Here is a 22,886-nt window from a genome sequence, read left to right as displayed (position 1 = left end):
CCCCTTTGCGGGAGGTGATTAAGAAACACGGCCTAACCGCCAACAAGGCGCTTGGTCAGAATTTCCTGCTCGACACGCAACTATTGTCGCGCATTGCGGCCGTTCCGGGCGAGTTGCAAGGCAGCCAGGTTTTTGAAGTCGGCCCGGGGCCCGGCGGCTTAACCCAGGCTTTGCTACAGGCTGGTGCCAAGGTAACCGCGGTAGAACGAGATGAGCGATGTCTCCCTGCCCTGGCCGATCTTGCGGATCATTTTCCCGGCAAGTTGAAAGTCATCAATGAAGATGCCTTGAAAATCAATCTGCCAGAACTGTTCGAAGGCCCTTTTCACATCGCTTCGAACCTGCCTTATAATGTCGGCTCTGCTCTGCTTATCAAATGGTTATCCAGCCCAACCTGGCCGCCCGCATGGCAATCCCTGACGCTGATGTTTCAGCGGGAAGTTGCAGACCGTATTGTCGCCGAAGCCGGTTCCAGTGCCTATGGGCGGCTGTCCATTTTGGCGCAATGGCGCTGTGATGCGAAGCTGGCCATGTCGGTTCATCGCTCCGCCTTCACACCGCCGCCAAAGGTGATGTCTGCCATCGTTCATCTCACGCCAAAAGCGCAACCCGAAGGCGTCGATCCAGAGATGCTCGCCAAACTCACCCAAACCGCGTTTAGCCAACGCCGCAAAATGCTGCGCCAGAGTCTGAAGGGCCTGCCCGGCGGTCTGGACGCCTTGAAGGCAGCCGGGATTGATGGCGCACGCCGTCCCGAAACGGTCAGCGTGGATGAATTCGTTACGCTGGCGCGCTCCCTGTCGGCTTAGCCCGCAGCCTTCAGTTTCAATCGGTAGGCATGCAATAAAGGCTCGGTATAACCACTGGGCTGCTCAACGCCTTTGAACACCAGATCCCGCGCTGCCTGAAATGCCAGGCTGGCATCCGGGTCACTCGCCATCGGCCGGTACAGCGGATCATCGGCATTTTGCCCGTCCACCTTTGCCGCCATACGCAACAACGCCGCATCGACCTGTTCGGGCGAACAGACGCCGTGCAGCATCCAGTTGGCCATATGCTGCGAAGAAATCCGCAACGTTGCGCGATCTTCCATCAGTCCGATATCGTTGATATCCGGGACTTTCGAACAGCCAATGCCCTGATCCACCCAGCGTACAACATAACCCAAAATGCCTTGCGCATTATTGTCGAGTTCCCGCTCAATTTCTTCTGCTGACCAGTTATGGCCGTCTGCGAGAGGAATGGTGAGCAGCTTGTCGAGCGATGGGATCCCATCATTGGCGACTTCTTTCTGGCGCGCGAAGACATCCAGCCGGTGATAATGAATGGCGTGGAGTGTCGCGGCGGTCGGACTGGGCACCCATGCGGTGTTTGCACCGGTCATCGGGTGGCCGATTTTCTGTTCCATCATATCGGCCATCATATCGGGTGCGGCCCACATGCCTTTCCCGATCTGCGCCTTGCCAGACATGCCGCAAGAAAGACCGATGGCGACATTGCGGGCTTCATAGGCCTGTATCCAGTCGCTGGATTTCATATCCGCCTTGGCAACCATTGCGCCGCCTTGCATGCTGGTATGGATTTCATCCCCTGTACGATCAAGGAAGCCGGTATTGATAAACACAATCCGATCTTTCACGGCATGGATGCAGGCCGCGAGATTAGCTGAAGTGCGGCGTTCTTCATCCATAACACCGACCTTGATCGTGTTTCGCGCCAGACCAAGCAAGTCTTCCACCGCATCAAACAGATCATTGGTGAAGGTACATTCCTCCGGACCGTGCATTTTCGGCTTCACGATGTAGATGGAACCGGTCTTACTGTTGCGATATTGGCCGAGCCCTTTCAGATCATGCATCGAGACAAGGCTGGTAAATACGCCATCGAGCAAACCTTCCGGTGCCTCTGAGCCGTCTGCCAGCAATACCGCTGGATTGGTCATTAAGTGTCCGACATTGCGGACAAACATCAGGCTGCGCCCGGGCAGTGTGAACGCATTGCCGTCCTGATCCGTATATTCACGATCCGGATTGGCGCGACGCTCTGCCTCCTTGCCGCCTTTCATGAATGTGGCTGCGAGATCACCGCGCATCAGGCCGAGCCAGTTGCTGTAGGCCAGAACCTTGTCCTCGGCATCAACAGCGGCGACAGAATCCTCCATGTCGATGATTGTCGTCAGTGCAGCTTCCAGATAGACGTCCGCAATATTGGCCAGATCATCCTTGCCGATCGGATGCTCGGCGTCAAAAATCACGTCAATATGCAGACCGTTATGCTTGAACAGGCATCCCTTGTCATTCCATCCGACACATTGCGACGGGTCTTTGAGCGGAATGCCGTCTTCCTTAACGTTGGTCAGGTCCGCCCAGCTGCCATTGGCTAGCGGCAATGTCTCATCCAGAAACGCCTTGGCCGCCTTGATAACCGCTACACCGCGCACGGGATCATAACCGCCTGGCTGTACCGGGTCTGCGTCCAAGGCATCCGTGCCATAAAAGGCGTCGTAAAGGCTACCCCAACGCGCATTGGCAGCGTTGAGCACGAAACGATCATTCAATGAAGGCACCACCAATTGCGGTCCGGCCATGGTAGCGATTTCCGGATCAACATTTTCGGTCGTGATGGCAAAAGGCGTTGGTTCATCGACCAGATAGCCAATCTCTTTCAGAAAGGCCTGATAGGCCGACTGATCAATGGCCTTACCCTTGTTCGCGACATGCCAGTCATCAATCTGTGACTGCAGCTTTTCCCGCTTGGCAAGCAGTTCTGCATTGCGCGGAGCAAACCGCCCCAGCAGATCCGCAAAGCCCGACCAGAATTTATCTGGATCGACTCCCGTTCCGGGCAAAGCGCGGTCATTGATAAAATCAAACAGCTCCGGAGCAATCTGGATACCATTTTGACTGACATATTCGGACATGGATAGTTCCTCTTTTCACAAAAAGCATGGCACGCCCCGGGCATCATCATCTGAGCGTAATAAGCAAATGTTCCGGGGAGGAATCGGCGCTCCCTATGGCTGGTGAGACGGATTTTGTAAATGATCGAAATCTAATCCTTGCCGATCCACGGTCAATGGTTCAAAAATTCGTGCCTATGGAATGGCATGCAAAAATGGAGCAGCTGGAAACCAGCCTTGAGCGCGCGGCAGATAAGCTGGGCGATATCACGGACCCTGTGATGCAGCGCTACTATGCCGTGCACCCTGATGCACGGGCCTCTTTCAAGGAGCATGGGTTGGGCAATACCGCCAAATTGGAGGCCGAAATGGTGGAAAGCGTCCTATATTGCCTGATGAACTGGCTCGAAAGACCGCAAGAAATTCGCATCATGTTTGGCAGTACCGTTCCGCACCATGAAGAAACCCTGCATCTGAGCAGCAATTGGTTCAGCGGTCTGGTCGATGCTGCGGTGCATGTGATTACGGAGACAATCCCCACAGCGCGGCAGGACGAGCACGATCTTTGGAAAGAAATTCATCAAGGCGTTAACAGTCTGATCGCAGACGCCCGATACTAAATTTTTTTGATGCGCCACTATGGGGCTGGAAACAGGTGACAGCGATTGAGTACAAATGCTATCAGTTTCAAATGAAAGCAAATCCTCTCCCCGAAAACACGATATTGGAAAACGCCGAAGGATTGCCGCTGCTGGAACGCACGGAAACATGGTCCAAGGTCAATAGCGGCAGCACCAATCTGGATGGCCTGAAAACCGTTGCTGGTCAGTTAGTGGAAGCCTTTTCTACCTTGCCCGGCGACATTAAACTGATTGATCCCGATCCGGTCGAGGCCGTGCGTCCTGACGGTTCCGTTGATCAGGTCCAGCGCGGTCAGCACCTATTTGGCTCGATCCGTCCGGACGCACCGGTTCGGATATTGCTGACCGGCCATATGGACACTGTGTTCCCAGCCGATCATCCGTTCCAGAATCTCGAATGGATTGAGGAAGGTGTACTCAACGGCCCCGGCGTGGCCGATATGAAGGGCGGACTGTCCGTCATGCTCGGCGCGCTGCAATTGCTGGAACAAAGCGAATATGCGGCGCGTCTTGGTTATGACATCATGATCAACAGCGATGAAGAAGTGGGTTCTGCCTCCTCCGCCGCGCTGATCGAACGATGCGCCAAGGACAAGGTCGCCGCCCTCACCTACGAACCCGCCCTGCCTGATGGAACCTTGGCTGGCGAACGCGGTGGTAGCGGCAATTTCTCGATCATCTTCACTGGTAAAAGCGCCCATGCCGGCCGCAACCCGGACGAAGGCCGCAATGCGCTGGTTGCCGCAGCTGATATGGCCTTGCAATTAAAAGCCCTGCACCGCGAAGGGCTGAGCGTGAATCCCGCCAAGATTGAAGGTGGCGGACCGAATAATGCAGTCCCTGATCATGCGATATTGCGGGTGAACTTCCGGCCCAAATCGCTTGCGGATCAGGAAGAGGCGCAAAACACTCTTGATAAACTGGTCGATATCATCGCGCGGGGCCATGACCTTGATGTGCATTCCCACGGCGGTTTTGGCCGCCCGCCCAAACCGATTGATCCGCAGGCGGAAAAGCTGTTTCAACTGGTCAAAAGCTGTGGCGCGGAATTGGGACTGGACATTAACTGGCGCGGCACCGGAGGCGTTTGTGACGGCAACAATATTGCCGCTTGCGGCGTGCCGGTGGTTGATACAATGGGGGTGCGGGGCGGCGCCATTCACAGCTCAGACGAATTTCTAATCAGCGATAGTCTGGTCGAACACACACAATTATCCGCGCTTACGATTATGCGGATTGCCGAAAAGGGGGGACTATGAGTTTCAGGATACGCGCCGCGCGGATGGAGGACCTGCAACATCTCTATGAGATGGCAAAGCTCACCGGCGGCGGTTTCACAAATCTGCCAGCCGATAAAGCCAGCTTAACAGACAAGCTGGAGCGCTCGGCACAGGCCTATGATCGGAAAAGCGAAGAGCATGACAATGACCTTTTCGTGATGGTTCTGGAAAATGTGGAGACAGGCGCGGTACGCGGAACATCGCAGCTGTTCACGATGGTCGGGCAAAGCTGGCCGTTTTATTCCTATCGCCTCAGCACCTTGTCACAAACCAGCAAGGAGCTGGACCGGACATTCAGTGCACAAATGCTTACACTGGTTACTGATCTGGAGGGCGCAAGCGAGGTCGGCGGCCTTTTCCTTCATCCCGGCGAGCGCGCTGGCGGTTTGGGCATGTTGCTGGCGCGCAGTCGCTATCTGTTCATCAAGGAGCATCGCTCACGCTTTGGTGACCGCCTTTTTGCAGAATTGCGCGGTGTGATTGATGAAGCTGGCGGCTCCCCTTTCTGGGATGGATTGGCTGGCCGCTTTTTCGGCATGGGTTTTCAAGAGGCGGACTATTTCAACGCCATCCACGGCAATCAGTTTATCGCTGACCTGATGCCGAAACATCCCATCTATACCGCCATGCTGAGCGAAACGGCGCGTGCCGCCATCGGTATTCCCCATCCCAATGGTCGAGCCGCGATGCGGATGCTGGAGAATGAGAATTTTTCCTATGATGGCTATGTCGATATTTTCGACGGCGGCCCAACGATGATCGCGAAAACCGACAAAGTCACCAGCGTGAAAAATACAAAATCAGAAAGGATCGTCGATATCACAGCGTCCGGCGCCGGATTGAAATCCATCATCTCCCATGGTCGTTTGCATGACTTCCAGGCAACATATGCCTTTATCGGTGAAGCTGAAGGCGGTGTAACCATTGATGAGGATGCGGCCGCCAATCTGGACCTCTCAGTCGGTGACACAATTTGGCATATTCCAAGGTAAAAAAAATGACGAAGCTTCAGGAAATCAATTTTGATGGGATCATTGGGCCCAGCCATAATTATGCGGGCCTAAGCCTCGGCAACATCGCCTCTTCAAACAATGCCGGCGATGCGTCCTACCCACGTGAGGCCGCATTGCAGGGTATCGCCAAGATGCGCCACAATATCGACTTGGGGCTGGTACAGGGATTTTTCATGCCACTTGATCGCCCCAATATGGCGTGGCTCGGTTCGTTAGGAACAAAGCTAACCGAGGCGGAGCCGCATATTCGTGCGGCTGCATATTCCGCGTCATCGATGTGGGCGGCCAATGCCGCAACTATTTCCCCCGCACCCGACAGCGCCGACGGCAGATGCCATATGACGGTGGCGAACCTCCAAACCATGCCGCATCGAAGCCACGAATGGCCAGGCACATTGGCGCAGTTACGGTTAGCCTTTGGCGATCAGGATCACTTTGCGGTTCACCAGCCGATCCCCTCCCCCTTTGGTGACGAGGGTGCAGCGAATCACATGCGCTTGTGTGGGTCTCATGGAGAGGCTGGAGTCGAGATATTTATTTACGGCAAAAGCGGCGGCCGCTTTCCAGCACGACAGCATATCGAAGCCAGCAAAGCGGTGGCTAGAAAGCATGGCTTGCAAGATGATCGCGTGATTTTTGCGCAGCAGTCCGACAAAGCGATTGCAGCGGGTGCCTTTCACAATGATGTAGTGGCCGTTGCCAATGAACAGGTGCTGTTCGCACACGAAGACGCGTTTGAAAATCGAGAAGAGTTTTACGCGGAAGTGAGAAGCAAGTTTCCGGAAGCCGAGATCATCACGGTTCCGGCAGATAAGGTGAGTTTGGCTGATGCCATCACATCCTATCTGTTCAACGCACAGTTGGTCACCCTGCCTGAAGACAGCGGTATGGCGCTGATCCTGCCAACCGAGGCTAAGGAAACAGAAGCGGTCTGGTCCTATCTGCAGGAATTGGTGGAGGGCAATGGTGCGATCCGAAAACTCTGTCCCGTTGATGTGCGTCAGTCCATGGCAAATGGTGGCGGGCCGGCCTGCCTGCGTTTGCGTGTTGTTGCGGACCCAAATGCTGTGGATCAGCGCTTCATGGCAACACCGGCAAAGCTGGATGCCATGGCCGAGATCGTGGAACAAAATTGGCCGAAAACAATAATGCCTGAACAGTTGGCCAACGCTAACCTGCTTGAGAATGTGCAAAAAGCCCGCAAGAAACTTTTGCAAGTCTGCACATTGACGGAGCTGGAAAGCTAGTTTTCCATCGCGGACTGTCGAATTAACTTACAGTTAACCATGTTAGCCTCCACAAAATCCTGGTTTTCTGGGGTTGGCATACGCCTTGCTACCTATTTTGATATGTGGAAAAAGTTCAAACGACTGTTCATCATCAAAACCAAGTTTGAAGCATTCTTGATCATCTACGCGCTTGCAACCGGAGCCGTGGCACGCGGGCAAGATTATCTGGTACAATATCCTGGATTTGGAGGAAAACTGTTGTTTCTAGCCTGTACCGGCGCTGTTTTCATGGCTGGCGCCAAGATGCTTGATGCGATCGAATATCGCAATGCTTATGGGCCGGACTACTAAAAACGCCTGTTCGCGTTAATGCCTCCTCTTTCGAGAAAACACGCAATCACATGCATAAAATAAAGTGGTGAGCTTCTGTTGCTCGGTGCTCAACTGTTTTGAAAGTTGGGGGTTTCTGTTGCTCGGCACCCCCAGGCCGCCGGTATCCCTTCTGTTGCCCGGTGGGTCCAACCGCGCTTTAACTTCTTAAGTTACAACCGTGAGGTCGTTGGCTTAAGCCGCTACTGCGAGTGCTTCGTTATCGTTTGCACTTATAGTTTTTGAGCAATCACGGCATACTCAGGCCGGGTAAAAATAATGCTTTTCAACACACGTCGATCCTGGTTCGGCCCCATCAGCAAAGATGTTCAAAAACATCTCAAATGGTGGAGCCGCCGGGTACTGCCCCCGGGTCCGTTGTGCCTATTGCACATCACAATTTATCACCATAGTCCGCCGAAGCAGACAGGATCTATATAGTCGCATAATTCTGAATGAAAAGAGAATGCGCAAAAAATAAGGGCGCGGATATCATTATCCACGCCCATAAGTATTTTAACTAAATATCTGAAATTTCGATTATTTTTTCAAACTGTCGCGAATTTCAGTGAGTAGGTCAATTTCGCTTGGACCGGAATCTGCTTCTTCCTCTTCCTTTTTCGCCATCACTTTATTGGCATAGCGTACAATCATGAAAATGATGAATGCCAGGATGATGAAGTTGATGACAACGGTCAGAAATTGTCCCCAACCCAGCATCGGAACGCCTGCTTCTTTCAAGGCGGCATAGTCGGTTGATCCAGCCAGTTCCGCTGGCGGCGTGCCTAGCAGGATGAACATTTTAGAGAAATCCGGTGTCCCGAGAACCGCGCTCACCACCGGCATGATCACATCTTCGGTCAGTGAAGTTGTGATGGTGGCAAAGGCCGCACCAATGATGACCGCAACTGCCAAATCCAGCACGTTGCCCTTCAGGATAAACTCTTTAAATTCCGAAAACATTACAATACTCCTCTTCCCCGTAAGATGACGGCTAAATGCCCCAAAACCTCCAATTTGTCGAGGGAAGTCATTGCATTTGCCTGTTTTCGTACCTATTTTTACATTTGATGAGGCGATCAATCGGAACGTGGGAGAAAATCAGCATGCATGGCAAGATATCTAAATTTTTGATGGTACCAGTTTTGGCGCTAGCGCTGAGCGCTTGTGGCATCAACAGCGTCCCGACAGCAGAAGAACAAGCAAAAGCCAAATGGGCTGATGTCGAGAGCACCTATCAACGTCGTGCAGACCTGATCCCCAATCTAGTTGAAACAGTGAAAGGCTTTGCAGCCCAAGAACAGGATACGCTAACTGCTGTGGTTGAAGCGCGCGCGAAAGCGACATCCATTCAGGTCAGCGCTGATGATTTGGGCGATGCCTCAAAAATTCAGGAATTTGCTGCAGCTCAGGGTCAGCTTTCACAAGGTCTTGGACGCTTGCTGGCAACCGTAGAGTCCTATCCCGACCTGAAATCCAATCAAAACTTCCTAGCTCTGCAAAGCCAGCTTGAAGGCACGGAAAACCGCATCAACGTGGCGCGCCGGGACTATAACGAAGCGGTCAGGCAATATAATACCACCATCCGAACCTTCCCCGATATTATCGGTGCCAAGATCATTCATGGCGCAGAGCCCATGGAACCATTTACAGCCACCACCGAAGGCGCGGATGAAGCTCCGACAGTTGCGTTTTAAAGCCAATGCGTAACGTCCCCCACAGCATTGTTGCAGCGATTTGGGCTGCCTTGGTATTGTCGATCATGGTTCCGGTGACACCTGCCGCCGCCCAGAGTTTCCCGGAACTGACCGGCCGGGTTGTCGATCAGGCGGACCTGCTTGATCCTGCGCAGGAAGCGGCGATCACGACCAAACTTGAAGCGCTTGAGGCTAATTCAAACCGGCAAATGGTGGTCGCCACTGTCTCTGATCTGGAAGGCTATGATGTTGCTGACTATGGCTATCAGCTGGGCCGGACATGGGGCATTGGACAGGATGGCGACGGTGAGACCGAGAAAGATAATGGCATTATCTTGCTCGTCGCTCCCAATGATCGCAAGGTTCGTATAGAAGTCGGCTACGGACTGGAAGGCATTATGACGGATGCGCTTTCCAGCGTGATCATCCAGAATGAAATATTGCCGCGATTTCGCGATGGCGACATGCCTGCGGGTATCAATGCCGGTGTCGACCGGATCATGACGCAGTTGATGCTACCCGAAGAAGAGGCCCGGGCTTTTGCTTCCCAAGCCGTCGCCCAGCAACGGGAACGCTCCAACGATGGTGAAGCCGGTCTGGTTATATTCTGGATCATTGTCGGGATCGTGATTATCGTCATATCCATTTCCAATTCGCGCGGCGGCAAACGCTATCGCGGCGGTTCTGGCCCAGTCGTTATCTGGGGCGGTAGTGGCTCCAGCGGATGGGGCAGTTCCGGTGGTGGCTTCAGCAGCGGCGGCTTCGGTGGCGGTGGTTTCAGCGGCGGTGGCGGCAGCTTCGGCGGCGGCGGCGCATCGGGGGGATGGTGATGAAGAAGGTCAATCAGCTTTCCGAAGCGGAGCATAAGCTCGTTACAGCCGCAGTCAGCGAGGCGGAAAAATCCACAGATGGTGAGATTGTGACCATCGTTACGGATCTGTCAGACAAATATCATGATGCTGGCCTGCAATGGGCCATCGGGATTACCTTTTTCTTTTTGTCTACACTGGCTATTTTCCCTGCCTTTTATCAGTCGCTAATAAGAGGCCTTTTTGGTGGCTGGGAACAAGATCTCACAACGGCGGGCGAGCAAATGGCGATCCTTTTCATCGCCAGCGTCACCCTGTTCCTTGTCATGCGCTATCTGTTCGCTTGGATGCCCCTTCGGCTTCTGGTGACGCCAAAGAGCACGAAACAGCGCCGCGTCCGCAGGCGGGCGATTGATTTTTTCAAGGTGGGTGCAGAACGCCGGACCATGGGATTGACGGGAATATTGATTTACGTCTCTCTGAAAGAGCATCGGGCGGAAATTGTTGCTGATGACGCAATAGCTGAGAAAGTATCGCCTGAAGTCTGGGGCGAAGCGATGGTTGCTTTGATCGATGAAGTTCGTGCTGGCCGCCCTGGCGAAGGCATGGCTGCGGCCGTTCGGCATGTCGGTGTGGTGCTGAAAGAGCATTTTCCCAAAACCGACAAAAACCCGAACGAACTGCCAGATCGGCTGATCGAGCTTTGAGTATAGAAGACTCCGACGCACCCGTCGAAACCATGTGGGAAGGTCGTTTCGTTACGGCCAAGCGAAAAGGCCGCTGGGAATATGTCTCGCGCAGTCGCGGCATTCGCGCAGCGGTTATATTGGCAATTGATGAAGGCCATGTGTTGTTGGTGGAACAATATCGCGTGCCGCTGGGTAAAAACTGTATTGAGCTGCCAGCAGGCCTGGTTGGTGATCATGATGACAATAGCAACGAAGATGCTTCTGTAGCAGCGATCAGGGAGCTGGAAGAAGAAACCGGCTATCTCGCTGAGACAATGGATGATTGCGGCGAATATTATTCGTCACCGGGCATGCTGTCAGAGAGCTTCGTACTGTTTCGGGCCAAGAATCTTATTAAAACTGGCGATGGCGGCGGTGTTGACGGGGAGAATATCACTGTGCATCGCGTGGCGCTGGACAGCTTAGCCGAGTTTATTGATCAGAAACGCGCTGAGCGGGCGGCTATTGACGCTAAATTGCTGCTATTTCTTCAACCAAAGTAAGCAGAGACCCTACCGAAAGTTATCCGCATAAGCCTGTATTTTTAGGCTCTTACTCGGAGTTGGCACGACAGAATAGCTAATGCCATATTTGTCTGCATAGGCTTTTGCTGCATCGACATTGGGGAAATTCATTTTCACCTGCCGCTGTGTATCGCCAGAGCCAGTCCAACCGGTCAGGGCATCGGGTTTGCGCGCCTCCGATGGCTCAAATTCCAGCACCCATTTGTCGGTAAGCGCTTTGCCCGACTGCATCGCGTTCATGGGGTTCTGATAAATTCGTGCGGCCATCACATTTTCCTTCGTTGATGGTCGCCTCAATAAGCGCGTGAAATCGCAAATTCAACTGCTTCGGTCATTGCCGCTTTTGCTTTACCTGATGGGAATGCGCCCAATGCATCAATAGCCCGCTGACCATAATGCCGCGCTCGTGAAATAGTGTCATCAATCGCGCCAGTTTTCTTAAGCAGATCAGTGGCAAATGACAAATCATCGTCCGACACTTTGTGGCCAATAATGGCGTCTTTCCAAAACTTGCGATCTTGATCGCTACCGCGTGCATAAGCGAGAATCACCGGTAGAGTAACCTTGCCTTCGCGAAAATCATCGCCGGCATCCTTGCCCATGGTTTCGCTGTCAGAAGAATAGTCAATCGCATCATCAACCAGTTGGAAAGCGATACCAAGATTGCGGCCGTATGAATCGAGCGCCAGCTCTGTTTCTTCGTCTCGTTCCGCGACGACAGCGGATATCCGACTGGCAGCGGCAAATAATGCCGCTGTTTTTGAGCCGATAATATCAAGATAGCGATCCTCGCTCGTGTCAATCTTGCGCTGCGCAGTGAGCTGATTTACCTCACCTTCGGCTATGATCGCTGATGCACTCGACAGAATTTTCAACACCTTAAGCGAGCCATCTTCCACCATCAGTTCAAAAGATCGACTGAACAGAAAATCTCCTACAAGGACTGTGGCGGGATTTCCAAAAACCAGATTAGCAGTCGTTTTCCCGCGCCGGAGATCCGACCCATCCACCACATCGTCATGCAAAAGTGTCGCGGTATGGATAAATTCTACAGCTGCCGCCAATTTGAAGTGGCGATCCCCCTCATAACCGATCAATTTTGCAGCCGCCAAGGTGAGCATCGGGCGCATTCGTTTGCCACCACCAGCAATTAAATGCCCGGCCAGCTCTGGTATCAAAGGGATTTCCGACTGCATCCGATCCAGAATTACGCTGTTCACCTGATTCATATCATTGGCAACGAGTGCCATAAGCGGTTCTAGCGATGGGGTGGAATCTCGCCCCAGATGGTGGACAGTTGCGGTCATGTTGCTTGCGATGTGGCAAGGGAACCGAAATAAGGCAAGTGAAATTAAGCGATCTACAGGTGAAGTTTGCAAAACTTGCGAGCAAGTCTATCTACAGACGAATCAATTACCGAATTTAGGCGGCTATCCATGGACCAAAAGCTCAAGCAATATCGCGAAAGCATCAACAATATAGACGCCGCTTTGGTGTTCATGCTGGCAGAACGGTTCAAAGTGACCAAGGCGGTGGGGGAATATAAGGCGGAAAATAAGCTACCCCCCGCCGATCCATCGCGCGAACAAGAACAAATCGCCCGCCTGCGCCAGCTTGCTAGTGACGCCAATCTCGATCCCGAATTTTCAGAGAAATTCCTGCGCTTCATCATTGATGAGGTCATTCGTCACCATGAACAGATACGCGAAGAATCCAGCTAGATGGTCTTGCTAGAAGCGCCGAAAGCCTAAAACACCTGATACCGTATGCGTTATGAAATTTCGGACCAGTGGCCATCTGGCAAAATAGTGGATCACCAGGTCTCGGATTAGTGGCAAGGCCCGGCTATTTGATTGATATAACGGTGTAAATATCACGCTGAGCGACTGATACAGCTTTATGTGAAATGATCTCAGGCGGCGGTAAATTTTGCGCACATCCTTAAGACTGCTTGTCCGCTCAACCGCCTTTGCCAATGCCGCAGCGTCGATCAAGGCCATATTGGCACCCTGCCCTAATTGTGGGCTGGTGCAATGCCAACTATCACCGACATGATAGAGCCTGTATGAGGTTTGCGCTTGCCCCGTGCGATGATCGTAAACCGCCATGGTCAATTCATCCATTGATCCAATCTGTCGCACAAAAGGTTCGGCCTCTGGCCAAAGCTCGCAATAGTGCTCACGAAAACGCTCAATTCCCGCATCGATAACGCCAGCCGCATTTTCCGGTTTCTCCGACCAAAATATGGCGGCACCTTGATTTCCGGTCGCTGGATTGGTCCCGACTGGCATGATGCCTGCCATTTTACTTGCATGCCAATACCGCTGATCCAATGCGTTTGGCATGATTTCATGACTCCCTGGCATATCAACGGTTGCCCAAAAGGCGCCGTAGCTCAGCTTTCGGAGGCGACCGGTTGCCAGAGGGCTACGCGCACCACTGGCATCAATAAGCATGTCGAATTGATCGCCTTCAATATCCGTCGCAAAAACAGGCTGAATCGAAGCTTTCTTCTCCGTCACGCCAGTCAGTTCCCTGTTCGTTTCGATGGGAATTCTCATTTCCTGCACAGCATCCATCAAGACTCCAAAGAGACTAGCGCGATGAATGCCGAGAGCGGATACTGGTATCCGAGCATGCCCATATTTCATATCAAGCGCACGCCGGTTGTTAGAGACCGAGAGGCCATGTAGTTGATGCACCGGGCAGGATCGTTGCTTGATGTTTTCCAACAAACCTAATGACTGCAATATTTGCTGACCCGAAGGCTGGATCAGCAGACCGGAACCGAGTGGCTTTGGTTCGGAGAAACGCTCAAATAGTGTTACATGGTGCCCCTGCCTGGCCAGCAGCAGTGCGGATGCTAGACCGCCCGGGCCACATCCCACTATTGCAATATTTTGATTGACCAGCCCCAAAGTCCAGAAACTCAATCATGCATGACGTAGTGTCACGAAGTTACTTGCGACTTGGGCAAGCATAGACGTACCATCAACCCGCCGAGATCTTCGCTTTCTTCCAGCGAAACCGTGCCTTGGTAAATTTCAGCCACATCCCGAACAATCGCCAGTCCAAGACCAGTTCCAGGCTTGCCGGTATCAAGGCGTGCACCCCGGTCAAATATCCGCTGACGTTCTTCGGCAGGTATCCCCATACCGTCATCCTCTATCAGCAATTCTACAAATTCATCCCCCGGTTCGACGGTAACGAAGACGCTACCACCTCCATATTTTGCAGCATTCTCCACGAGATTGCCGATCATCTCGTCGAGATCTTGTCGCTCGACGGATACGGCAGCATCCTTGTCGCCATCAATGTCAATGCGAACATGTTTGTAGAGTCGACCAACCGCACGTTCCACGGCTTGAAGACTAGGCCATACGCGAGAACGGCTATGCGCATGACCACGGCGACCAACCGCACGTGCCCGGGCGAGGTGGTGATCAACTTGACGGCGCATTACACCAGATTCTCGGATAACCGTATCGGCCAGATCTTCGGCCTTCGCCGTTGCGCTGTTCATGATTACAGTCAGCGGTGTTTTGAGCGCATGCGCCAGATTTCCCGCGTGACGCCGCGCTTCTTCAGCTTGCTTTTCATTATGATCAAGCAGTTCGTTCAACTCATCAACCATTGGTGTCACTTCGTTGGGCATCGGTTCACTGACACGCTTCTTTTGGCCGTTTCGCATCTCACTAATGGCTTTGCGAATTTTGCGCAGTGGCCAGAGTCCATAGAGCGTCTGCAGCGCCGCCATACCGATCAGACCGAGTGCAAGTAGCAAGAAGCTGTTAATCAATATCGACCGTATTTCGCTGACTTGAGCATCCAAGCTTTCCCTGCTCTGCGCGACCTGAAACGTCCATTTAACTTCAGAATCCGGGAGAATAACAGTGCGTTCAACCATCCGCAGACCTTCGCCCGGGAATTGATCGCTGTCATAGAGATGCGTTTCAAGATCATCGTGAGGTGTGACCTGTTCCAGTGTCCGATCCCAAAGCGACCGCGATGTAAAATCATCATGCCCGGTACCGCTAATCTGCCAATATAGTCCGCTATTGGGTTCCAAAAACCGCTGATCACCAAGAGGCCGGTTGAAAAACACCTCGCCGGTAGGGTCAATCTCGGCTGATGCGATCATGGCGGTGAGCGCATATTCCAGTTGATTGTCAAAATTGCGGGTAACAGCATTGACGAGCACGCGATCCAGCGCCACGCCGCCTCCGAGCAGCAGAACGATGATCCAAGCCGCAGCAATACCGATCATCCGGCGACTTAACGACCCAGTGGTTTGCGTGCCTAACGGGGGTTTTGGCTGGACAGCAGCTTCATCAACAGGAAGATTTATTTTGCTTGTTTCATTCAGCTGTCAGGATCCTCAAGACTATAGCCCAGCCCCCTAATGGTCGAAATGACATCTGCGCCCAGTTTTTTCCGGATACGCGTCACAAAAACCTCAATCGTGTTGGAATCGCGATCAAAGTCCTGATCATAAATATGCTCAATAAGCTCTGTGCGGGATACGACCTTTCCCTTGTGATGCATCAGATAGGACAGCAGCTTATATTCCTGTGCCGTCAGCTTAACCGGACTTCCATCCAGCGTCACCTTGCCCGAGCGTGTATCGAGACGGACATCGCCAGCGGTCAACTCTGAAGATGCATTGCCAGATGCGCGGCGAATAAGCGCCCGTAGACGAGCGATAAGCTCCTCAGTTTGAAAGGGCTTGGCCAAATAATCATCTGCACCAGCATCTAGTCCAGCCACCTTGTCCGACCAGCTATCCCGGGCGGTCAGAACCAAAACCGGAAAATTCCGATCTTCTTTGCGCCAGCGGTCAAGAACCGTCAGACCGTCTATCTCAGGTAAGCCAAGGTCCAAAATAACCGCATCATATTCTTCGGTAGAACCCATGAAATGGCCATCTTCACCATCAGTCGACAGATCGATTGCATAGCCATTGCTTTCCAGCGTCGATTTTAGCTGTTGCCCCAAAGTGGGCTCATCTTCGACTATCAGCACGCGCATAAAGTAACTCCAGAAAACCTTTTTTCATGAAGGTGTAGCTATATCACCATCATTTAATCCCACAATGATAAAGACAAACAGCTCAATACTGAGTGATAGAAAGATAAAGCGTACTAGCGACGCTCACGGAGTATCGCTCCGGTTCGGCCGTCAACGTCAATGAAGACAACACGGCCGTCTTCAATAAATTTCAAACGGTAGACCTGTGCAGATGGATCATATTCTGGTCCAAGATATTGGCTGCCAGCCATTCTCGGCAGAACCTTGTTCTCGATTGAACGCAAGGATTTGCCTTTGCCCGCCATCATTTGTGCGCGCGCGGCTTTTTGTTCATCATCACGCTGAATCGCCTCAGCCGGAGCCGATGTAACGGCCAATGCCGTTAAAGCCAAAAGCCCAGAAAAGATGGATTTTTTTAACATCGGCATATCCTTAGCTTTGATGCTTTTAACATCACGTGAACAGCAAGTTCACGCTTCAGCTTTAAAGCTTAACGAGTCATTTCATAGCTAATATTGAGAGTGATCGTTGTGCCGATCTGCCCTGGAGCTACTGGAACGGATTCGTTGGCGACCGCCATCATTCGGGCTGATGGCATCGGGCCAGGTGCACTGGTCCTGATCCCCTCAGCAATAGAAAGTATCCGCACGCCTGAATAGCCAGATGCCTTGGCATAGTTTTCTGCTTGCTTTTTGCCATTCGCAAGCGCCCGCTCGCGCGCCAGTTGCTTAAGAGCGCTGTCATCATTGATCGAGAAATATGGACCATTGAGATTTGTTGCCCCGCCGCTGCTGACCAGAGCATCCAATATCATGCCCAGCCTGTCAATGTCGCGGACCTTTACTTGCACTTGGTTGGAAACGCGGTAGCCGACGAAGCGGTTGGTTTCGCTTTTACGATCATATTGATAATCAGCGTTGAGATTAATTCCCGTCGTCTGAATGTCGTCCTCTGCGATGCCAAGTGATTTCAGCTTATCAATTACCTGTTTGGCTTGGCGCGAATTATCGCGCAGCGCCTGTGTCGCGGTGGCGGCCTTGGTTTCTACGCCAGTGCTGAACGTAGCGGTATCGGGACGGCTATTAACCTCTTCGGATATACTGAGTTCGATCACTGGATTTTGCGCCGTGATTTGAATATTGGCGGCCTGCGCCATAGGACTGCTCCCTAATATTGCGGCAGCAAGGGCGATCTTTCCAAGATATTTCATATTATTCCTTCCGAAAATTCTTAAAGTTAAGAACCCTGCTTCGGCAAAATGCATCTGCCCCCTGATTTTTCGCCAACGCCCCATAGCATGCTTTTTTGAAAAGGTAACTTGAGCAAATGGCCGCTTGCCCCTAACGCGCAAGAACAATGTCACAACCGCCCATTTTTTCCTATGAACGACTAGCCCTCCATCAGGGAGAAGGTTGGCTATTTCAAGATCTTGACCTGCACGTAGGTCCGCGTGACCGCTTAGCCCTGATTGGTCGCAATGGCGCAGGCAAGACCACATTGCTGCGCCTGATCGCCGATCAGATAGAACCCGATAAGGGAAAGCGGATGATACAGCCCGGCACCAACATTGTAATGCTGGAGCAAGAACCGGACTTCACGCCATTCGAAACATTGCTGGATTTTGCTGTTTCCGGATCGCCCGGGCCCGCAGAGCATGAGGTCCAGTCCATTGCGGATCAGCTTTCCACCAACCTCTCAATTCGCGCAGACAAAGCCAGTGGCGGCGAAAAACGCCGCGCCGCTATCTGTCGGGCCCTGGCTCTCGAACCAGACCTTTTACTGCTTGATGAGCCTACCAATCATCTCGACCTTGGAGCGATTGACTGGCTCGAGGACTGGTTACGCCGCTATAAAGGTGCATTCATTACCATATCGCATGACCGAACCTTTCTTACCCGACTCACTAAACAAACCATCTGGTTGGATCGCGGAGCGCTTCGGCGTCAGGAAGTCGGCTTTGGCAGCTATGATGCCTGGATGGAGAAGGTTCATGCTGACGAAGCACAAGCGGCGCAAAAAATTGATGCAAAACTGAAATTGGAAGCGCGCTGGCTCGAACGCGGTGTCACTGCCAGACGCAAACGTAATCAAGGACGGCTTGAAAAACTCTATCAAATGCGGGCTCAGCGCGCAGCTATGATTGGACCGGCTGGGACCGCGAACTTGAAAGCACAAAGCGATGATGTCCGTACCAAATCCATCATCATGGCCGAAAATATTTCCAAAGCCTTTGGAGAAGGGGATGCCAAGCGGACCATCATTCGCGACTTTTCCCTGCGCATTCAACGCGGCGATCGCATTGGTATTGTCGGCGCCAATGGTGCGGGTAAAACCACATTGCTCAAAATGCTGACCGGTGAGCTTGAACCCGATACCGGCTCGGTTACCTTGGCCAAAACACTAAACGGTGTGTTTATCGATCAGCAACGCAGTTTGCTCGAAAGTGGTAAATCCGTCCGCGATGTTCTGGCAGATGGAAGCGACTGGGTTGACGTTCGCGGTAACAGAAAGCATGTACAGGGCTATCTCAAGGATTTTCTGTTCGCTCCAAGCCTTATCGATGCCAAAGTCGGCACCTTATCGGGCGGCGAACAGTCACGCCTGCTCCTCGCCCGAGAATTTGCGCGCATGTCCAACCTGCTGGTGCTGGATGAACCAACCAATGATCTCGATCTTGAAACACTGGATCTGCTTCAGGAAGTTATCGCAGACTATGAGGGCACGGTATTGCTTGTAAGCCATGATCGCGATTTTCTCGACCGTACAGTCACAGTCACTTTGGGACTAGATGGCAGCGGCAGAGTAGATATTGTTGCCGGCGGCTATGCGGAATGGGAAGCCAAGCGCAAAGCAGATGGCGGTACATTCAAACCCAAAAGCAACAACAAGCCGGCCGCTTCAAAACCGGCTGTCAAATCGAGCAGCCCAGCAAAGAAGCTCAGCTATAAGGACCAGCGCGACTATGATCTGCTGCCCGGACGAATTGAGGCAATTGATGAGCGTATGGCTGAGATTGCAACCGCCCTGTCCGATGTAGATCTATATACCAAGGACTATGCCCAGTTCGAAAAACTAACGGCGGAAAATGCAGCCCTTATCGAAGAAAAGGACGAAGCCGAGATGCGTTGGCTGGAATTGGCCGAGAAAGTAGAGCAATTACCAAGCTAAAAGTGGCTAAGCGATCCAAAGACGTAATACGTAAGCAACCACGCTCAACACGCTGATACTCATCAGCCAAATTGCGGCCATCCAGGCTAGTCGCTTCCAAAGGGGAGAATTGTCAACCGATGGTTCTTCCGAGAGCGGCATCAGTGATACCCATCCGAGCCCACCTTACCGCGAAAGACCCAATAAGCCCAGCCTGTGTAGACAAGAATCAAAGGCACGGTAAAGGCTACTCCGATAAGCATGAAAATTTGGCTACTTTCCGGAACGGCGGCATCCCAGATCGTCACTTGATCTGGCACAATATACGGGAACATTGATATTCCGAGCCCCGCCATGCCAAGGAAAAACAAGCCAAGCGAGAGCAAGAATGGTGCTGCCTCCTGCTTCCTATACAATCCACGAAACAGGAAATAGGTCAGGATAAGAACAAGCAGAGGAACTTGAGCTGCGAAAAGGATATTGGGCATCTCGAACCAGCGGGCCCAATATTGTCCGTCCAGGAAAGGCGTATAAAGGCTGACAGCAGCCATAAGTCCCAATGTCGCAATGGCTGCGGGTTTCGCAAGCCGATATGCGGTCGCCTGCGCATCATCTTCGGTTTTCCAAATCAGCCAAGTTGCGCCGAGCAGCGCGTAGCCAGCAACCGTTCCGATCCCGGTGAGCAAGGTATAAGGAGTAAACCAGTCAAACCAGCTGCCGACATAAGCCCGGTCTGCGACCTCTATGCCCTGCAGCAATGCGCCCAATACCATGCCCTGTGAAAAAGCGGCGGCGAGAGAACCGCCAGTGAAGGCAAAATCCCAAAACGCGCGATGATCCGGGTCACGCCAGCGAAATTCAAACGCAACACCGCGAAAAACCAACCCCAAGAGCATGATAATGATCAAGGGATAAGTCGCTGGTAATATGATGGCATATGCTAGCGGGAACGCCGCCAGCAAACCGCCACCGCCAAGCACCAGCCAGGTTTCGTTTCCGTCCCAAACCGGAGCGATACTATTCATTGCCTGATCTCGTGCATCGCCGACTGCAAAAGCCGGAAACAATATACCAATGCCGAGATCAAACCCATCCATCACAACATAAGCGAAGACCGCAAAAGCAATGATGAAAGCCCAAATGACGGTTAAATCCATGACCTCTACTCCGTTGGCTTCTGCTCAAGAGCAAGTGCGTCTTGTTGAGCGGGGCCAGGCATGATGCCAGCGGTGCGCACAGGGCCGGCCTCGGTTGACTTGACGCCTTTCTCACCCACTTCCGGTACCTTGCTCATCAACCGCATGATATACCATGTGCCCACACCAAAAACCACGAAGTAGACGATTATGAAAGCAATCAATGATGCTGCTACGGCAGGGGCGGCAAGCGGTGACACGCTATCAGCGGTACGCAACAGGCCATAGACCGTATAAGGCTGACGCCCGACTTCAGTTGTAATCCATCCCGCTATGACCGCTACAAATCCAGATGGCGCCATCACGATCGCGGCCTTGTGCAGGAACGGCCAGTCATAGAGCGTCTTGCGGAATCGCGCGAACAGGCTCCACAACCCCATGCCGAGCATAGCAAAACCGATTCCCACCATGATCCGGAACGACCAGAAGACCATGCCCACAGGCGGTTCATCCGCATCCGGAATCGTATCCAAGCCATCAAGCGGAGCATTCAGATCATGTTTGAGGATCAACGAAGATAGTTTGGGGATTTCAATTTTGTAATCCACCCGCTTTTCTTCGCTGTTCGGTATGCCAAATAGGATCAGCGGCGCGCCATCAGGATAACTGTCATAGTGACCTTCCATCGCCATAACCTTTGCGGGTTGATGCTCCAACGTGTTTAGACCGTGCAAGTCACCGGCGAAAATCTGAACCGGAGCAACCAAAGCCGCCATCCACATGGCCATGGAGAACATTTTACGGGCATGGGGATTGGTCTTGTCTTTCAGCAAATGCCAAGCGCCAACACCCCCAACTACAAAGGCCGTCGTCAAATAGGTGGCCATAAGCGTATGGAACAATCGATACGGAAAGCTGGGATTGAATACGATATCCCACCAGCTGTCACCTGGTACAAACTGACCATTTGCTGCAATTTCGTGTCCGGTCGGCGTCTGCATCCAACTGTTCACGCTCAATATCCAGAAGGCAGAAATAAAAGTACCGATAGCCACCATTAGAGTCGCAGTGAAATGGAGCTTTTTCCCAACCTTGTTCATCCCGAACAGCATAACGCCCAAAAAACCAGCTTCGAGAAAGAACGCGGTCAGCACTTCATAGGCCATGAGCGGACCAATAACTGGTCCGGCTTTATCGGAGAAAACAGCCCAGTTGGTTCCGAACTGATAAGACATCACAATGCCGGAAACCACGCCCATTGCAAAAGTAACGGCGAAAATCTTCAACCAATATTTGAACAGGTCCATATAAACCTGCTTGCCAGTCTTAAGCCAAAGGCCTTCCAACACGGCAAGATAGCTCGCCAGACCGATCGAAAAAGCCGGAAAGATAAAATGAAAGCTGATCGTAAACGCAAATTGAATGCGTGCCAGCATAACGGCATCAAACTGCTCAAACATCTTCGAGTGTCTCCTTTAAGGTAGACCGAATTTCAAATATGTTGCGGCTCAAATAGAGATGAAACCGCTCTTTCACAATGTTGGGGCGCTTGATAAGTAGAATATTGCAGTTGCATGACACGCAATCCGAACAAAGACAGGACAACGAAATATGAAACTTTATAAAGTCACATTGCTTGTTTCAGCTTTGGCGATCTCAAATCCCGCCTTTGCACAATTGGAAGGATTCAAAACCGGACCTGTCTTTGAAGACTACGGACCGACTGCAGCGGTTCAAACTGATGCACCTCTTTCCAAAGACATGCAGTTCAGCATTGCTTTTGATGTCGTCAAGAAAGCCGAAGCAGGAAAACTCAATCGCACAATCGAAAGCGCCGCTCGGTTCATTAATATGCATGTCACGGCTGGCGTTCCTGCCGAAAATATCAAAATTGCCATTGTCGTCCATGGAGGAGCGGCGCTGGATCTCACGAAACAGCAACTATATGGCACCCGCAATGATGGTGCGACTAATGGCAGCGCCGATGCCATTGCCCAGCTTCAAAAACATGGCGTGGAATTTCGCCTATGTGGTCAAAGCGCCGCAGCACATAAGATTACAAACGCCGATCTATTGCCGGGTGTCAAAATGGATCTGTCAGCAATGACGGCACATGCGTTATTGCAGCAGCAAGGATATACGCTCAATCCATTCTAGAGTGGCATTTGATTGCTGTCGCAAACATCTTCGCCACCAGGCTCGCATCTCATGTGTTCCTGCCCAGGATTGTATAGATTCTGAGTCGTCGGGCGTTCATCCAAATCAGAAAATCGAGGCAGATTGCACCACATTTCCGACGAATTTAAGCCATTTTTCACTTGATCGCACAGGCTGTTCCGCTTGCCGCTAACTTCTGGAATGTCGCCCGATAACCACCATTTTTTAG

The 22,886-nt window shown here is 52.2% G+C and carries 25 protein-coding genes and 1 other RNA gene; 13 read left to right on the top strand and 13 right to left on the bottom strand.

Annotation, left to right across the window (positions count from 1 at the left end):
* Positions 1 to 14: 14 nt before the first annotated feature.
* Positions 15 to 809: a 16S rRNA (adenine(1518)-N(6)/adenine(1519)-N(6))-dimethyltransferase RsmA gene (gene rsmA / locus BS29_RS06170; protein WP_229956336.1), complete on the top strand. Its 795-nt coding sequence runs from the start codon at positions 15 to 17 to the stop codon at positions 807 to 809.
* On the opposite strand, the gene BS29_RS06165 is transcribed toward rsmA, so the two are convergent.
* On the bottom strand, positions 806 to 2,920 hold the full coding sequence (locus BS29_RS06165; RefSeq protein ID WP_229956335.1) for a malate synthase G: 2,115 nt from the start codon (positions 2,918 to 2,920) through the stop codon (positions 806 to 808). The genes rsmA and BS29_RS06165 overlap by 4 nt on opposite strands.
* A 95-nt stretch (positions 2,921 to 3,015) precedes the next feature.
* Here BS29_RS06165 and BS29_RS06160 point away from each other — a divergent pair, with 95 nt between their 5' ends.
* The 5 genes from BS29_RS06160 (at position 3,016) to BS29_RS06140 (ending at position 7,413) form a co-directional block, all read left to right on the top strand.
* Complete coding sequence (locus BS29_RS06160) at positions 3,016 to 3,519, top strand: hypothetical protein (RefSeq protein WP_229956334.1); 504 nt, start codon at positions 3,016 to 3,018, stop codon at positions 3,517 to 3,519.
* Positions 3,520 to 3,590: 71 nt separating this feature from the next.
* A complete protein-coding gene (locus tag BS29_RS06155) occupies positions 3,591 to 4,799 on the top strand; it encodes a hydrolase (RefSeq protein WP_229956333.1) in 1,209 nt (402 codons plus the stop codon).
* On the top strand, positions 4,796 to 5,812 hold the full coding sequence (locus BS29_RS06150) for an arginine N-succinyltransferase (protein WP_229956332.1): 1,017 nt from the start codon (positions 4,796 to 4,798) through the stop codon (positions 5,810 to 5,812). Before BS29_RS06155 ends, BS29_RS06150 begins: the two co-directional genes overlap by 4 nt.
* 5 nt (positions 5,813 to 5,817) lie before the next feature.
* The gene (locus BS29_RS06145; RefSeq protein ID WP_229956331.1) at positions 5,818 to 7,080 is read left to right on the top strand and encodes an N-succinylarginine dihydrolase; all 1,263 of its coding nucleotides are present in this window, start codon (positions 5,818 to 5,820) and stop codon (positions 7,078 to 7,080) included.
* Positions 7,081 to 7,182: 102 nt separating this feature from the next.
* A complete protein-coding gene (locus tag BS29_RS06140) occupies positions 7,183 to 7,413 on the top strand; it encodes a hypothetical protein (protein ID WP_229956330.1) in 231 nt (76 codons plus the stop codon).
* 140 nt (positions 7,414 to 7,553) lie between these two features.
* Here BS29_RS06140 and ssrA read toward each other — a convergent pair.
* Together ssrA and mscL are read right to left on the bottom strand one after the other, a co-directional pair.
* Positions 7,554 to 7,897, bottom strand: a transfer-messenger RNA (tmRNA) gene (gene ssrA, locus BS29_RS06135).
* Between the two features lie 74 nt (positions 7,898 to 7,971).
* Positions 7,972 to 8,394 carry a large conductance mechanosensitive channel protein MscL gene (mscL, locus tag BS29_RS06130; RefSeq protein ID WP_229956329.1) on the bottom strand — a complete coding sequence of 141 codons (423 nt, stop codon included), beginning with the start codon at positions 8,392 to 8,394 and terminating at the stop codon, positions 7,972 to 7,974.
* A gap of 143 nt (positions 8,395 to 8,537) precedes the next feature.
* Between mscL and BS29_RS06125 the strand changes: the two genes are divergently transcribed.
* The 4 genes from BS29_RS06125 to BS29_RS06110 are packed head-to-tail and all read left to right on the top strand — an operon-like array spanning position 8,538 to position 11,168.
* The gene (locus tag BS29_RS06125) at positions 8,538 to 9,128 is read left to right on the top strand and encodes a LemA family protein (protein ID WP_229956328.1); all 591 of its coding nucleotides are present in this window, start codon (positions 8,538 to 8,540) and stop codon (positions 9,126 to 9,128) included.
* A gap of 5 nt (positions 9,129 to 9,133) precedes the next feature.
* Positions 9,134 to 9,958: a TPM domain-containing protein gene (locus BS29_RS06120; RefSeq protein WP_407673754.1), complete on the top strand. Its 825-nt coding sequence runs from the start codon at positions 9,134 to 9,136 to the stop codon at positions 9,956 to 9,958.
* Positions 9,958 to 10,644, top strand: coding sequence for a TPM domain-containing protein (locus BS29_RS06115; RefSeq protein WP_229956327.1), 687 nt, complete (start codon positions 9,958 to 9,960; stop codon positions 10,642 to 10,644). Before BS29_RS06120 ends, BS29_RS06115 begins: the two co-directional genes overlap by 1 nt.
* A gap of 32 nt (positions 10,645 to 10,676) precedes the next feature.
* On the top strand, positions 10,677 to 11,168 hold the full coding sequence (locus tag BS29_RS06110) for an NUDIX hydrolase (protein WP_407673777.1): 492 nt from the start codon (positions 10,677 to 10,679) through the stop codon (positions 11,166 to 11,168).
* 9 nt (positions 11,169 to 11,177) lie between these two features.
* Here the strand turns inward: BS29_RS06110 and BS29_RS06105 are convergent, their stop codons facing one another.
* Both BS29_RS06105 and BS29_RS06100 read right to left on the bottom strand, forming a co-directional pair.
* Positions 11,178 to 11,456: an ETC complex I subunit gene (locus tag BS29_RS06105; RefSeq protein ID WP_229956325.1), complete on the bottom strand. Its 279-nt coding sequence runs from the start codon at positions 11,454 to 11,456 to the stop codon at positions 11,178 to 11,180.
* A gap of 26 nt (positions 11,457 to 11,482) precedes the next feature.
* The gene (locus BS29_RS06100; protein ID WP_229956324.1) at positions 11,483 to 12,496 is read right to left on the bottom strand and encodes a polyprenyl synthetase family protein; all 1,014 of its coding nucleotides are present in this window, start codon (positions 12,494 to 12,496) and stop codon (positions 11,483 to 11,485) included.
* 129 nt (positions 12,497 to 12,625) lie between these two features.
* On the opposite strand from BS29_RS06100, the gene BS29_RS06095 reads away from it, so the two are divergent.
* A complete protein-coding gene (locus BS29_RS06095) occupies positions 12,626 to 12,910 on the top strand; it encodes a chorismate mutase (RefSeq protein WP_229956323.1) in 285 nt (94 codons plus the stop codon).
* 9 nt (positions 12,911 to 12,919) lie between these two features.
* On the opposite strand, the gene BS29_RS06090 is transcribed toward BS29_RS06095, so the two are convergent.
* The 5 genes from BS29_RS06090 to BS29_RS06070 form a co-directional block, all read right to left on the bottom strand.
* Positions 12,920 to 14,122 carry an FAD-dependent oxidoreductase gene (locus BS29_RS06090; RefSeq protein WP_229956322.1) on the bottom strand — a complete coding sequence of 401 codons (1,203 nt, stop codon included), beginning with the start codon at positions 14,120 to 14,122 and terminating at the stop codon, positions 12,920 to 12,922.
* A gap of 17 nt (positions 14,123 to 14,139) precedes the next feature.
* A complete protein-coding gene (locus BS29_RS06085) occupies positions 14,140 to 15,456 on the bottom strand; it encodes a sensor histidine kinase (protein WP_229956321.1) in 1,317 nt (438 codons plus the stop codon).
* Between the two features lie 95 nt (positions 15,457 to 15,551).
* Positions 15,552 to 16,217 (bottom strand): response regulator transcription factor, encoded by a 666-nt coding sequence (locus BS29_RS06080; protein WP_229956320.1) that lies wholly within the window; start codon positions 16,215 to 16,217, stop codon positions 15,552 to 15,554.
* 113 nt (positions 16,218 to 16,330) lie between these two features.
* Positions 16,331 to 16,639, bottom strand: coding sequence for a PepSY domain-containing protein (locus BS29_RS06075; RefSeq protein WP_229956319.1), 309 nt, complete (start codon positions 16,637 to 16,639; stop codon positions 16,331 to 16,333).
* Between the two features lie 68 nt (positions 16,640 to 16,707).
* On the bottom strand, positions 16,708 to 17,427 hold the full coding sequence (locus tag BS29_RS06070) for an SIMPL domain-containing protein (protein ID WP_229956318.1): 720 nt from the start codon (positions 17,425 to 17,427) through the stop codon (positions 16,708 to 16,710).
* A gap of 146 nt (positions 17,428 to 17,573) precedes the next feature.
* Here BS29_RS06070 and BS29_RS06065 point away from each other — a divergent pair, with 146 nt between their 5' ends.
* The gene (locus BS29_RS06065) at positions 17,574 to 19,385 is read left to right on the top strand and encodes an ABC-F family ATP-binding cassette domain-containing protein (RefSeq protein ID WP_229956317.1); all 1,812 of its coding nucleotides are present in this window, start codon (positions 17,574 to 17,576) and stop codon (positions 19,383 to 19,385) included.
* A gap of 6 nt (positions 19,386 to 19,391) precedes the next feature.
* Here BS29_RS06065 and BS29_RS17515 read toward each other — a convergent pair whose 3' ends face one another.
* The 3 genes from BS29_RS17515 to BS29_RS06050 all read right to left on the bottom strand — a co-directional run bounded on the left by BS29_RS17515 (position 19,392) and on the right by BS29_RS06050 (position 21,960).
* Positions 19,392 to 19,448 (bottom strand): hypothetical protein, encoded by a 57-nt coding sequence (locus BS29_RS17515; protein ID WP_326838504.1) that lies wholly within the window; start codon positions 19,446 to 19,448, stop codon positions 19,392 to 19,394.
* Between the two features lie 77 nt (positions 19,449 to 19,525).
* Positions 19,526 to 20,521 (bottom strand): cytochrome d ubiquinol oxidase subunit II, encoded by a 996-nt coding sequence (gene cydB / locus BS29_RS06055; protein WP_229956315.1) that lies wholly within the window; start codon positions 20,519 to 20,521, stop codon positions 19,526 to 19,528.
* Positions 20,522 to 20,526: 5 nt separating this feature from the next.
* On the bottom strand, positions 20,527 to 21,960 hold the full coding sequence (locus BS29_RS06050; protein ID WP_229956314.1) for a cytochrome ubiquinol oxidase subunit I: 1,434 nt from the start codon (positions 21,958 to 21,960) through the stop codon (positions 20,527 to 20,529).
* A gap of 151 nt (positions 21,961 to 22,111) precedes the next feature.
* Between BS29_RS06050 and BS29_RS06045 the strand changes: the two genes are divergently transcribed.
* On the top strand, positions 22,112 to 22,657 hold the full coding sequence (locus tag BS29_RS06045) for a DsrE family protein (protein WP_229956313.1): 546 nt from the start codon (positions 22,112 to 22,114) through the stop codon (positions 22,655 to 22,657).
* Positions 22,658 to 22,886 lie beyond the last annotated feature (229 nt).

The sequence above is a fragment of the Parasphingorhabdus litoris DSM 22379 genome (assembly GCF_020906275.1).
In the GTDB taxonomy this organism is placed as follows: domain Bacteria; phylum Pseudomonadota; class Alphaproteobacteria; order Sphingomonadales; family Sphingomonadaceae; genus Parasphingorhabdus; species Parasphingorhabdus litoris.
Note: the sequence above shows the minus strand (reverse complement) of the source record. Positions and strands in the feature narration are given on the sequence as shown.

Excerpts from the sequence above, each read along its gene's own strand:
- BS29_RS06165 (WP_229956335.1), bottom strand. The coding sequence starts at position 2,920 with ATGTCCGAATATGTCAGTCAAAATGGTATCCAGATTGCTCCGGAGCTG.
- BS29_RS06160 (WP_229956334.1), top strand. The coding sequence starts at position 3,016 with ATGGCTGGTGAGACGGATTTTGTAAATGATCGAAATCTAATCCTTGCC.
- BS29_RS06155 (WP_229956333.1), top strand. The coding sequence starts at position 3,591 with ATGAAAGCAAATCCTCTCCCCGAAAACACGATATTGGAAAACGCCGAA.
- BS29_RS06150 (WP_229956332.1), top strand. The coding sequence starts at position 4,796 with ATGAGTTTCAGGATACGCGCCGCGCGGATGGAGGACCTGCAACATCTC.
- BS29_RS06145 (WP_229956331.1), top strand. The coding sequence starts at position 5,818 with ATGACGAAGCTTCAGGAAATCAATTTTGATGGGATCATTGGGCCCAGC.
- BS29_RS06140 (WP_229956330.1), top strand. The coding sequence starts at position 7,183 with ATGTGGAAAAAGTTCAAACGACTGTTCATCATCAAAACCAAGTTTGAA.
- mscL (WP_229956329.1), bottom strand. The coding sequence starts at position 8,394 with ATGTTTTCGGAATTTAAAGAGTTTATCCTGAAGGGCAACGTGCTGGAT.
- BS29_RS06125 (WP_229956328.1), top strand. The coding sequence starts at position 8,538 with ATGCATGGCAAGATATCTAAATTTTTGATGGTACCAGTTTTGGCGCTA.
- BS29_RS06120 (WP_407673754.1), top strand. The coding sequence starts at position 9,134 with ATGCGTAACGTCCCCCACAGCATTGTTGCAGCGATTTGGGCTGCCTTG.
- BS29_RS06115 (WP_229956327.1), top strand. The coding sequence starts at position 9,958 with ATGAAGAAGGTCAATCAGCTTTCCGAAGCGGAGCATAAGCTCGTTACA.
- BS29_RS06110 (WP_407673777.1), top strand. The coding sequence starts at position 10,677 with ATGTGGGAAGGTCGTTTCGTTACGGCCAAGCGAAAAGGCCGCTGGGAA.
- BS29_RS06105 (WP_229956325.1), bottom strand. The coding sequence starts at position 11,456 with ATGGCCGCACGAATTTATCAGAACCCCATGAACGCGATGCAGTCGGGC.
- BS29_RS06100 (WP_229956324.1), bottom strand. The coding sequence starts at position 12,496 with ATGACCGCAACTGTCCACCATCTGGGGCGAGATTCCACCCCATCGCTA.
- BS29_RS06095 (WP_229956323.1), top strand. The coding sequence starts at position 12,626 with ATGGACCAAAAGCTCAAGCAATATCGCGAAAGCATCAACAATATAGAC.
- BS29_RS06085 (WP_229956321.1), bottom strand. The coding sequence starts at position 15,456 with ATGATCGGTATTGCTGCGGCTTGGATCATCGTTCTGCTGCTCGGAGGC.
- BS29_RS06080 (WP_229956320.1), bottom strand. The coding sequence starts at position 16,217 with ATGCGCGTGCTGATAGTCGAAGATGAGCCCACTTTGGGGCAACAGCTA.
- BS29_RS06075 (WP_229956319.1), bottom strand. The coding sequence starts at position 16,639 with ATGTTAAAAAAATCCATCTTTTCTGGGCTTTTGGCTTTAACGGCATTG.
- BS29_RS06070 (WP_229956318.1), bottom strand. The coding sequence starts at position 17,427 with ATGAAATATCTTGGAAAGATCGCCCTTGCTGCCGCAATATTAGGGAGC.
- BS29_RS06065 (WP_229956317.1), top strand. The coding sequence starts at position 17,574 with ATGTCACAACCGCCCATTTTTTCCTATGAACGACTAGCCCTCCATCAG.
- cydB (WP_229956315.1), bottom strand. The coding sequence starts at position 20,521 with ATGGATTTAACCGTCATTTGGGCTTTCATCATTGCTTTTGCGGTCTTC.
- BS29_RS06050 (WP_229956314.1), bottom strand. The coding sequence starts at position 21,960 with ATGTTTGAGCAGTTTGATGCCGTTATGCTGGCACGCATTCAATTTGCG.
- BS29_RS06045 (WP_229956313.1), top strand. The coding sequence starts at position 22,112 with ATGAAACTTTATAAAGTCACATTGCTTGTTTCAGCTTTGGCGATCTCA.